The organism is Mumia zhuanghuii, from assembly GCF_042681565.1.
Classification (GTDB): domain Bacteria; phylum Actinomycetota; class Actinomycetes; order Propionibacteriales; family Nocardioidaceae; genus Mumia.
The window spans coordinates 110,350-121,163 of record NZ_JBHUFT010000006.1 but is presented as its reverse complement, the minus strand read 5'-3'; the positions used below and the strand labels follow the sequence as shown (position 1 = coordinate 121,163).

9 protein-coding genes are annotated in these 10,814 nt (G+C 71.9%); 4 read left to right on the top strand and 5 right to left on the bottom strand.

Annotation, left to right across the window (positions count from 1 at the left end; all coding sequences use genetic code 11):
- Positions 1-96 precede the first annotated feature (96 nt).
- The 3 genes from ACFSDF_RS07855 (at position 97) to ACFSDF_RS07845 (ending at position 2,746) form a co-directional block, all read left to right on the top strand.
- Positions 97-771, top strand: a complete 675-nt coding sequence (locus ACFSDF_RS07855) for a PadR family transcriptional regulator (protein WP_167251681.1) — start codon at positions 97-99, stop codon at positions 769-771.
- Between the two features lie 170 nt (positions 772-941).
- Positions 942-1,973 carry an ATP-binding cassette domain-containing protein gene (locus ACFSDF_RS07850; protein WP_167005315.1) on the top strand — a complete coding sequence of 344 codons (1,032 nt, stop codon included), beginning with the start codon at positions 942-944 and terminating at the stop codon, positions 1,971-1,973.
- Positions 1,970-2,746, top strand: a complete 777-nt coding sequence (locus ACFSDF_RS07845; protein ID WP_167005314.1) for an ABC transporter permease — start codon at positions 1,970-1,972, stop codon at positions 2,744-2,746. The genes ACFSDF_RS07850 and ACFSDF_RS07845 overlap by 4 nt, the downstream gene beginning before the upstream one ends.
- Positions 2,747-2,843: 97 nt before the next feature.
- Here ACFSDF_RS07845 and ACFSDF_RS07840 read toward each other — a convergent pair whose 3' ends face one another.
- From ACFSDF_RS07840 to ACFSDF_RS07825, 4 genes are read right to left on the bottom strand one after another with little or no spacing between them, the layout of a single operon-like run.
- On the bottom strand, positions 2,844-4,868 hold the full coding sequence (locus ACFSDF_RS07840; protein ID WP_377156986.1) for an alkaline phosphatase family protein: 2,025 nt from the start codon (positions 4,866-4,868) through the stop codon (positions 2,844-2,846).
- Positions 4,869-4,875: 7 nt separating this feature from the next.
- Entirely contained in the window at positions 4,876-6,507 is a 1,632-nt protein-coding gene (locus ACFSDF_RS07835) for a phospho-sugar mutase (protein ID WP_167005310.1), read from the bottom strand.
- A complete protein-coding gene (locus ACFSDF_RS07830) occupies positions 6,504-7,298 on the bottom strand; it encodes an NAD-dependent epimerase/dehydratase family protein (protein WP_167005308.1) in 795 nt (264 codons plus the stop codon). Before ACFSDF_RS07830 ends, ACFSDF_RS07835 begins: the two co-directional genes overlap by 4 nt.
- Entirely contained in the window at positions 7,298-8,116 is an 819-nt protein-coding gene (locus ACFSDF_RS07825) for a purine-nucleoside phosphorylase (protein ID WP_377156982.1), read from the bottom strand. Before ACFSDF_RS07825 ends, ACFSDF_RS07830 begins: the two co-directional genes overlap by 1 nt.
- Before the next feature lie 62 nt (positions 8,117-8,178).
- Between ACFSDF_RS07825 and ACFSDF_RS07820 the strand changes: the two genes are divergently transcribed.
- Positions 8,179-8,778, top strand: coding sequence for a TetR/AcrR family transcriptional regulator (locus ACFSDF_RS07820; protein ID WP_167005302.1), 600 nt, complete (start codon positions 8,179-8,181; stop codon positions 8,776-8,778).
- A gap of 83 nt (positions 8,779-8,861) precedes the next feature.
- On the opposite strand, the gene ACFSDF_RS07815 is transcribed toward ACFSDF_RS07820, so the two are convergent.
- On the bottom strand, positions 8,862-10,787 hold the full coding sequence (locus tag ACFSDF_RS07815) for an Ig-like domain repeat protein (RefSeq protein WP_167251689.1): 1,926 nt from the start codon (positions 10,785-10,787) through the stop codon (positions 8,862-8,864).
- Positions 10,788-10,814: the final 27 nt, after the last annotated feature.

Below are 10,814 nucleotides of genomic sequence, written 5' to 3'. Positions count from 1 at the left end.
CGCGCCGTGCCTCTCATGAGAGGCACGGCGCGTCTTGTCTCCGTACTCTCGCCGTAATACTCTGAGTCGAGTACTCGATATCGGAGGGAGAGAGCGATGGCCGTACGACGCCCAACGAACGCGCTCGCGCTCGCCGTGCTCAGCCTGCTGGCCGAGCGGCCGATGCACCCGTACGAGATGTCGAGCACCTTGCGCGAGCGGCACAAGGAGGAGAGCATCCGGCTCAACTACGGGTCGCTCTACTCCGTCGTCGAGTCGCTCGAGAAGAAGGGCCTCATCGCGGCGCGCGAGACCGTCCGCGAGGGGAGGCGTCCCGAGCGCACGGTCTACGAGATCACCTCGGACGGCGAGATCGTGATGACCGACTGGCTCAGCGAGCTCCTCAGCGAGCCGACTCCGCAGTTCACCGACTTCGAAGCCGCCCTGTCGCTCATCGCCACGCTGCCGCCCGACGACGTCGTGCCGCTCCTGGAGCGGCGGCTGTCCGAGCTCACGCTGCAGTCGCGGGCGTACGACGCGATCCGTCAGGCGCTGCCCGATGGCTTCCCTCGGCTGTTCGTCCTCGAGAGCGACTACCAGGAGGCCGTCCGCGCCGCCGAGCGTGAGTTCGTCGCGGCGTTGCTTGCCGACCTGCGCACGGAGACGTTCGAGGGCATCAGCATCTGGCGACGCATGCACGAGCTGCGCGCCGAGGGTGCCGACCCGCAGGAGGCGGAGCGGCGGCTCGTCGAGGAGTTCCCCGAGCTCGGAGTGCTGATGTCCGGGCCCTGACCACCGACTTCCGCCCGCGCACCCGTGCGGGCGGACGAAGAGAGGTCCCCGGCCGACTGCCATCGACCGGGGACCGTCACCCTCGAGTCCGACGCAGGCGCCGAGCCCCGAAGGCTGCATCTCCAGGCTACGGCACCGGTGGCGGACTCCTCATCAGAAGGAGACCTGCCATGCCACATCCACAGCGGTCGGGACCGGCGATCGCCGCCACCGGCCTGGCCAAGACCTATCGCGCCCGAGACCATGAGGTCCGGGCCCTCGACGGGCTCGACCTCGAGGTCGAGCCCGGGACGGTGCTGGGGCTGCTCGGGCCCAACGGCGCCGGGAAGTCCACGACCGTCAAGATCCTCACCACGCTGTCACGAGCAGACTCGGGGACCGCCTCGGTCGCCGGACTCGACGTGGTCCGCGAGGCCGCCGACGTCCGACGCGCCCTCGGCTACGTCTCCCAGAAACCTGCCTTCGACCCGGTCGGCACCGGCATCGAGAACCTCGTCCTCGCCGGACGCGTGTACGGACTTTCTGGTCGCGAGGCCCGGGCGCGGGCCGACGAGCTGCTCGGACGCTTCGGTCTCGCCGACGCAGCGGGGCGCCTCGCGCGGACGTGGTCCGGGGGCATGCAGCGCAAGCTGGACGTCGCCATGAGCCTGGTCCACCGGCCGCAGGTGCTCTTCCTCGACGAGCCGACCACCGGGCTCGACCCCGAGGCGCGGGCCGACATGTGGGCGGAGATCTCGCGCCTGGCGGCAGCGGACGGGGTTGCGGTGCTGCTCACGACGCACTACCTCGAGGAGGCCGACCAGCTCGCGGACCAGCTCGTGATCGTCGACGACGGCCGTGCCGTCGTACGGGGGACACCGGACACGCTCAAGCGGGGGCTGTCGGGCGACGCGATCGCCGTCGAGCTCGCCGAGCGCCGCGATGTCGACGCGGCGGAGCGGGCGCTCGGCGACCTGCCCGGGGTCCGTGAGCTGACCCGTACGGCAGGGCTGCTGCGCGCGCGGGTGGACGACGGTGCAGTCGCCCTGCCGCGGGTGATGGCGGCGCTCGACGCGGCGTCGCTGCGGCTCGCCGCGGTGACCGTCGCGCGACCGTCGCTCGACGACGTCTACCTGCGCTACGCCGGACGCGCGTTCGGCAGCGGCGACGGGCCGGGGCGTGCGGGGATCGACCGTGCCGAGTCCGAGGGGGTGGCGGCATGACCACGATGCTCGTGCACACCGAGCTCCTCACCCGGCGGTCGTTGCGCAACCTCGTGCGGCAGCCGGCGTACCTGGCCTTCTCGCTGATCCAGCCGCTCGTCTGGCTGCTGCTGTTCGGCCAGCTGTTCCGCAACGTCGTCGAGCTCCCCGGGTTCGGGGGTGCCTCGTACATGACCTACCTCACGCCGGGCGTCGTCGTCATGACGGCGATGTTCTCGGCGGGGTGGGCCGGGACCGGCTTCATCGTCGCGATGGACCGCGGCGTCATGGATCGCGACCTCACGTCTCCGGTCGGGCGGTCGGCGCTGATGCTGAGCTCGCTCGCGTCGCAGGCCGTGACGATCGCGCTCCAGTCGCTGATCGTGCTGACGGCAGGCGTCGTCGTGGGGGCGCGGTTCGAGGGTGGGCCGCTCGGGTGGCTCGTGGTGGTCGTGGCGGCGGTGCTCCTCGGCTCGGTGTTCGCGGCGCTGTCGAACGCCGTGGCGCTGCTCGTACGACAGGAGGAGGCGCTGATCGGCATCTCGCAGTTCCTCACGCTCCCGCTGACGTTCTTGTCCTCGGTGATGCTCCCGGCCCCGCTGATGCCGGACTGGGTGGCGACCGTCGCTCGCCTCAACCCGGTCGACTGGGCGGCGGTCGCCTCCCGTGAGGCCCTGTCGGCGGGCCCGGACTGGTCGGTCGTCGGAGGGCGGCTCGCCCTGCTGCTCGTGGTCGCGGCCGTGATGGGCTGGCTCGCCACCCGGGCGTTCCGGGCGTACCAGCGCTCGGTCTGAGCCGCCCCCTCCACCGGACGTCATACGTTTCGCGGGTTGCGCCCCGCGAGACGTATGACGTCCGCGCGAGACGGGGCGACAGAGGGGGAGTGTGGCGTCAGACCAGCTCGTCGCGCCAGCCTCGAAGGACGCGGTGGATCGCGTCGGCGCCGAGCAGGTCGTCGGGCGGCGGCGCGAGCTCGGCCGGCGCGAGCAGCACGGCGCGGTCCTGCCAGCCGCCGAGCCCGCCATGGCTGCCGACCAGCTCCTCGAACGCGTGGACGGTCCCGGTCGCCGGGTCACAGGCGCTCACGACGTAAAGGTCCGGCGCCTCGGGCCGCTCGGACGCGGGGTGGATGCGCTCGCGCGCCCCCTCCCCGTACGCGGCCAGCGGGTCGACGTCGCCGATGACCTTGCCCGTACGCAGCGCGTGGATGCCGTCGCTCCCGATCGCGACCGGTCCTTCGTCCACGGTCATCGCGATCACACAGCCGATCGCCGGGTGGTTGACCAGTCCGGGGATGAGGCGCGGCCAGCGCTCGTCGATCTCCTGCAGCACCAAGCGTTGGTCGGAGCGGGCGTTGACGAGACCCAGATTGCCCGACGCGAGGACGATCAGGTCGCTCGCGCCGTCGGCCTCGCGCGCGGGAGCGTCGGGGTCGGCGGCGGAGCTGCCCGTACGACGGTCCATCCGCTCGGCGGCGCGGCGCGCCGTGCCGGAGCCGGCGCCGGCTCCCGCCATCTCCTCGGCGAGCGCGCGCAGCCGGGCGTAGTCCTCGTTGCTGGCTTGGACGGCCTCCACCGACCCGGCGGTCAGCTCAGCGACCAGGTCGGCGAGCGTCGCCCCGTGCACCTGCAGGAAGGTCGCGCCCTGCGACTGGCCGTGGTCGCTCACGACGGCGATGCGGTAGCGCCGTCGGCAGTGCGTGGTGACTGTCTCGAGCGTCGCGAGCACGCCGTCGAGGGCCTCGAGCGCTGCGAGCGCCTCGCGACGGAACACCCCCGCGTGGTGAGCGACCTCGTCGTAGTCGACGTAGTCCACGTACAGGATCGGCGTCCCGCGGAGCATCTCCTGCGCGACCACCGCCGTCGACAAGTCGCGGACCATGCCGTTGGACCCCGCGCGCAGGAACGCGAACGTCCAGTCCCGCTTGACCCGGGGCAGGACGTCACGGTGCGCCTGTCGCGCAGACTGGGTGCGTTCGCGCACGACCTCGGCGAGCGTCCGGAACAGGCTGCGCGCGAGCCCGTCGGGCCGCACCGCGAACCACGCGACGGCCTCGCGGGTGATCGTCGTGCCTCGGCCGCTGCGCAGGCGTGACATCACCATCGCCGTACGGTCGGCGCCGCCGCTGAAGAGATTCGACACCGAGACACCGCCGTCGGCGAGCAGGCCCGGACCCTGTGCCCGCTGCTCGATCACCGCGGCGTCGGCGGGGTGGTTGGCGGTGAGGACGCGGCCGAGCTCACGGTCGTACCAGCGGAACGCCGGCACCCGTTCCGCCGAGCCGTGCAAGATCCCGAGTTGGCTCGCCGGCGTCGTGCACGGCGTCGTCGGTCGCCACTCGTGCAGGGTGTGGCTGCCCTCGCGCAGCCACCGCTCCAGCGTGGGCATGTTGCCGGCGGCGAGCGCCCAGGTGAGGACGGGGTAGGCGACACCGTCGAGCTGGACCACCAGCAGACCGTCCTCGTCAGGCCCGTCTCCATGCTGTCGCGAACGGCGACCGCGGCGCGCGAGCGCCACCGCGAACCCCTCGTCGGTGCCCGCGGTACTCAGCCAGGCGAGCAGCGAGCCGACGAGCGCCGCCAGCCAGGCCGCGATCAGCGGGGCCCACCAGCTCTCGACGACGATGCCGGGGACGACGGCGAGCGCCACCGCGACGACCACCGCCTGGCCGACGACGGCGAGCGCGATCACCGCGACCCAGCCGACCCGCGCCGCCACCGCGACGAGCAGCGGCTGGAGCACGAGCCCGACGAGGCCGATCACAGCCGCTGCCACGGCAGGGGTCCACCACGCGGTGAACTCCAGGTCGTGCAGCACCCAGTCGACCACGACGAGCGTGAGTGTGCCGCCGACCCATGCGAGGAGGAGCCGCCCCACGTCGCCTCCCCGGAAGCGGCGCAGGACGGGCGCGGTCATCGCGGGTTCACAGTCCCAGGGCTGTCGACAGGTCGGCTCGGATCGCGTCGAGGCGGGCAGCCGCCGCGATCCGTGCGGCGTCGACGCCGTCGTCGGCAGGGACGACCACCTCGAGGTAGCACTTGAGCTTGGGCTCGGTCCCCGAAGGGCGTACGACCACCCGTCCGCCCTCCGCGAGCACGAGCCGCAGCCCGTCCGTCGGAGGCAGGCTCTCGCTGCCCGCCTCGAGGTCGTCGACGTGCTCGACGGCATAGCCCCCAAGGACGGTCGGAGGCGCGGCACGAAGCCGTGCCATCGCCTGCGTGATCAGCGTGAGGTCGTCGACCCGTACGGAGAGCTGGTCGGTCGCGTGGACGCCGAAGCGTGCGGCGATCTCGTCGAGGCGGTCGCGCAGGGTCTGGCCCTGCACGCGCAGCTCGGCGGCGAGCTCGAGCATCCGCACCATCGCGGAGATGCCGTCTTTGTCGCGCGCGATCGCCGGTGCCGCCGCGTAGCCGAGCGCCTCCTCGTACCCGTACGCCAGGCCCGGGACGCGGCCGATCCACTTGAAGCCGGTGAGCGTCTCCGCGTACGGCTGCCCGTACGCCTCGGCCATCCGCCCGAGCAGCGACGAGGAGACGATGGTCGTCGCGTACGTCCCCGCGACACCGCGTCGCAGCAGGAAGTCGGCCAGGAGGACGCCCACCTCGTCACCGGACAGCTGGTGCCAGCCGGCAGGGGTCGGCACCGCGACGGCGCAGCGGTCGGCATCGGGGTCGTTCGCGAGGGCGAGGTCGGCACCGACGCGGTCGGCGAGCGCGAGCAGCAGGTCGGTCGCGCCGGGCTCCTCGGGGTTGGGGAACGAGACCGTCGGGAAGTCCGGGTCCGGATCGGCCTGCTCCTCGACGACGTGGAGTGCCTCGAAGCCTGCGGCACGGACGGCCTCCGCCGCGGTCGCGAGACCGACGCCGTGCAGGGGTGTGTACGCGACGACGAGCTCGCGGGGGCCAGCGTCCGGCAGCGCCGCGACGGCAGCGACGTACGCCTCTCGGACCTCGTCGGTCAGGACCTCGTACGCCTCGTCGCGGGGGAGGGAGTCGACCGGTCCGACGGCGGCGATCGCTTCGGCGATGTCGACATCTGCGGGCGGCACGATCTGGCTGCCGTCTCCGAGGTAGACCTTGTAGCCGTTGTCCTGCGGCGGGTTGTGCGACGCGGTCACCATCACGCCTGCGGAGGCGCCGAGATGCTGGATCGCGAAGGCGAGCACCGGCGTCGGGAGCGCTTCGGGAAGCAGCAGCGCACGGACGCCCGCAGCCTCTGCGATCTCGCACGTGTCGCGCGCGAAGATCGCGGAGTTGTGGCGCGCGTCGTACCCGACGACGAGGGTCGGGGCCTCGTCCACGTGCGCGCGCAGGTACGCGGCCAGGCCTGCGGCTGCCTGGGCGACGACGACCCTGTTCATCCGGGTCGGGCCGGCACCGAGCGGACCGCGCAGGCCCGCTGTGCCGAAGACCAGACGGCCGGCGAAGCGCGTGGAGAGCTCCGCCTCGTCACCGGAGTCGAGCAGCACGCGCAGCTCGTCACGGGTCTGCGGGTCAGGGTCCTGAGCGAGCCAGGCCTCGGCGAGGTCCTTCGGGGTCGGGTCGGGGCTCGTCACGGCAGCGGCCTCCCCAGCGGCATCACCGCGAAGGGGCCACCGACCCGGTCGCCCTCGGCCTCGTCCTCCTCGCGGTCGGGGATCGAGGCCGCGAACGCCTCGGCGTTGTCTCGCGGGGCGTACCCGATGCGTCGCCCCGGCCCGAGGTCCCACCACGCGCGGGTGTTGGCAGAGATGCCGTAGACGGCGATGAAGCCGGACTCGTCGGTCGTCAGCGCCGCCTCGACGAGGTGGACCGCGTCGCCGGGCGAGAGCCACGTCGACAGCGCACGGCGAGTCGTCGGCTCCTCGCGGAACGAGCCGATCCGCAGGGCGACGGCGGTCATCCCGAAGCGGTCGGCGTACAGGTTCATCAACGCTTCTGCGGCGACCTTCGCCACACCGTAGAAGGTGTCCGGCCGCGGCCTCACCTCGGCTTCCAGCCGGTCCGTGCGTGGGACCATCCCGACGGCGTGGTTGCTGCTGGCGTAGACGAACCGGTCGACACCGTGGCGGACCATCGCGTCGAGGAGGACCGCGGTGGTGTGCGCGTGCGACGTCAGCTCGTCGGTCAGCGTGGACTCCTCCGGCAGGCCGGCGAGGTGCACGACCGCGTCGACCCCCTCGACCGCCTGATCGGCGAGCATGGGGTCGAGGACGTCGCCGACGAGCATGCCGGCGCTCAGCGCGGCCGCGAGGCGGTCGTCCGGGGCAACCAGGTCGAGGCCTCGGACCTCGTGGCCCTGCGCCGCGAGGGCGGGAGCGACCGTGCTGCCGATCGCCCCGCAGACGCCGGTGACCAGGACACGCATCAGATGCGGCCCACGACCGACGCGAGCAGGTGCCCCATCGTCTGAGCGGAGGCGGCCCCCGCCGCGAGGACCTCCTCGTGGTTCAGCGGCTCGCCGGTGACGCCGGCCGCGAGGTTAGTGACGAGAGAGATGCCGAGGATCTCGAGGCCCGCCGCACGGGCCGCGATCGCCTCGAGGACGGTCGACATGCCGACGAGGTCGCCTCCGATGGCACGGACCATGCCGATCTCGGCGGGCGTCTCGTAGTGCGGGCCGGGGAACTGGACGTACACGCCCTGCGCGAGCGTCGGGTCGACCTCCAGGCACAGCGAGCGCAGGCGACTGGCGTACAGGTCGGTCAGGTCGACGAACTGCGGACCGTGCAGCGGCGACGTCGCGGTCAGGTTGATGTGGTCGCTGATGAGGACGGGCGTGCCCGGGATCCACTCCGGACGCAGGCCGCCGCACGCGTTGGTCAGGACGACGGCGCGGCACCCTGCCGCCGCTGCCGTACGGACGCCGTGCGCGACCGCGTCGACGCCGTGGCCCTCGTACAGGTGAGTCCGGCCGAGGAAGACCAGCACGCGGGTGTCACCGACGCGCACGGAGCGGACGGTCCCTCCGTGGCCGGCGACCGACGGCGCCACGAAGCCGGGCAGGTCGGTCGTGGGGAACTCGTGCTCGGGGGCGCCGAGAACGTCGGCGGCAGGCTTCCAACCGGACCCCATCACGAGGGCGACGTCGTGGTCTCCTCCGGTGCGCTCACGCAGCACCTCTGCGGCGGCGGTCGCCGTCTCCTCGGGGGAGCGGGGGCGGTCCAAAGGTTCAACGGGGCTCATGGTTTCGACACTCACCTCGGCACACTAACTCAGGCGGTCCCGGGGGCCGGTAGATTGGCGGGGTGCCCAAGATCATAGGCGAGAACCTGGCCGCCCACCGGATCGAGACACGACGCCGCGTGCTCGTCGCGTTCGGTGAGCTGCTGACCGAGCGCGGCTACGACGCGGTCCGGCTCGCCGACGTCGCGAGCCGCGCGGAGATCGGCCGTACGGCGATCTACAACCACTTCGCCGACAAGGAGGCGATCCTCCTCGCGTTCGCGATGGAGGAGACCCATCAGTACGTCGAGGCGATCCGCGGCGCGCTCGCCGAGGCCGACGGCCCGGTCGAGGAGCTCCGGACATACGTGCGCATGCACGTCGCGCTCTCCCGCGAGATGCACATGGGGCTCGGCCCACAGCTCTACTCGGTGCTCTCGCGCGATGCGCTGCTGCACATGCGCGAGCACGTCATCGTCGTCGAGGACCTGCTGCGCTGCGTGCTCTCCGACGGCATGGAGCAGGGCGCCTTCGTCGTCGACGACCTGCGCGCGACCACGGCGCTCGTGCTCGCGTGCCTGCAGGGGCGCCAGGTCACCCACGGCGAGGGGACGGAGCGCGATTCCGCCGTCGCCGTCACGGAGCGCTTCGTCCTCCGCGCGGTCGGCGCCCGCGAGGCCTGACGTACGTCCCGACAACATGACCCGACGTTCCACCCCCAGATCCGGGGTGGAACGTCGGGTCATGTTGTCGGGACGTACGTCCGTTACTTCGTGACCTTGACCTTCACGGTCTTCTTGGAGCCCGCGTGGGTGCCGGTCGTGGCGAACGTCGCAGTCACCTTGTAGGTGCCCTTCTTCGCCAGCTTGGGCAGCTTCACGACGACCTTGCCGTTCTTGACGGTGGCGCGGACGGTCTTCTTGATGCCCTTGCCCTTGATGACGAGCGTGACCTTGCCGTTCGCCTTCGGGGAGCCCGAGACGGTGACCTTGGCCTTGCCGGCCTTCTTGCGGGTCGGCTTCTTGGTGACCTTCACGGCGGTCTTGGTGGCGACCTTGGTGATGGTGAGGGTACGAGCCGCCGAGGTGGACGGCTTCACGACCGCCGCGTTGCTCGAGACGAAGCGCGCCGACAGACGGTGCGCGCCGACCTTGAGGTTCTTCGGGAGCGCGAACGACGCCTTGCCGGAGGCGACCGGACGGGTGCCGATGACCTTCGCGCTGTCGAGCAGCTGGATCGAGCCGGCGACGGCCTTCGGCGCCTTCACGGCGACCGTGGCGGTGCCGGTACGGCCGTACACGAGCTTGGCGGGGGCGGTCAGCGTCGTCGTGGAGGTGACGGCGGCAGGCGCCGGGTCCTTGAACGCGATCGGAGTGAACGTCTCGTACGCGGCCTGGGTCGCACCGCCGGCGGCGTAGGTGTAGACGCCGAGGTTCGCCAGCTTGTCAGGCGCGGCGTCGACCGCTGACTTGGAGACGGTGAAGGTCGTCGAGAACGTGCCGTCGGCCTTCAGCTCGATCGCGCCCGCGCCAGGACCACCGATGGTGGCCATGTCGCCGGCGAGCACGGCCCACTTCTGGGAGATGGCCTTGCGGGCGGAGGACGTCGCGCCCGCACTGGGCTTCCAGGTGTCGGCGACGGTGCCGAGGATGACGTAGGTGCCGACAGGCTTCCCGGCGAGCGGCGGACGGGTGCCGGTAGCCAGCGACGGATCGAAACCGGAGCCGGTGACGGTGATCTCGTGCTCACCGGTCGTCGGGATCGTCGTCTTGCTGACCGTCACCTTCGCCGGTGCCGGGTCGGGCGCGACGGTGTAGTCGACGGCGATCGGGTTGGCAACCTTCGCGATGTCGCGCTGACTCCCCGTCGAGTACCAGTACGACGACTGGCCGGTGAGGCCGTGGAAGTCGACGAAGCTCTGCGGGAACGAGCCCCACGACGCGCCGGTCGTCGTCTGCGCCGCGGCCCCTGCCGGAGTGGTGACCGAAACGCCTCGATAGGTCGGCGTGATGTCGATGCCGGACGCGGTGACGTCCACGCCCGCGAGTGTCGCCAGCGTGACCGTGCGCGACGGCACCGCCGTCCACTGGGTGGGATCGTCCATGTCCGCGGCGTACCCGGAGGCGGTCGCGGTGACCGTACCGGTGCCGTCGGTAGCGACGGTCAGCTTCGGGTCGGTCGCCGTCCAGTACGTCCTGCCGGCGTAGAAGGCGACGGTGAAGGCGCCGTCCCACTGGATCGTCGCCGTACCCGCGGCCGGGTCGACGGTGCCCTCGCCGTCGGTGATGACGACCTTGTTCTCGCTCGTCGATGCGGGGTTGGCCGCGATGACGGGGGCGCCGGTGCGATCCAGGCACTTGGTCGCCCAGGTGGGAGCGACTTCATCGCCGGCGGCGTTCGGCTTGACGATCGAGACGTTGCCGGCGGTCGTCTGGTAGAAGCTGTCCGTCTCGGTCCAGGGACGCGAGGATCCCGTGCTGCCGGCCTCACCGGCCGAGAGGAAGTTGCAGCTGCCGTCGTAGGCGCCGCCGCCGGCCTCGTTGGACAGGGCCCACGTGAACGTGGCGTCGTCGATCAGCTTCGGTGCCGCGTGCGCGGGGCCGGCTGCGAGAGCCAGGGTGCCGGCCGCGAGGGCGGTCGCGGCGGTGGCGGCGACGAGGCGCCGGAACCGCCGGGGGAGGGACGTGGACATGGGTGGTGCTTCCCTTCGTGTGGGGGG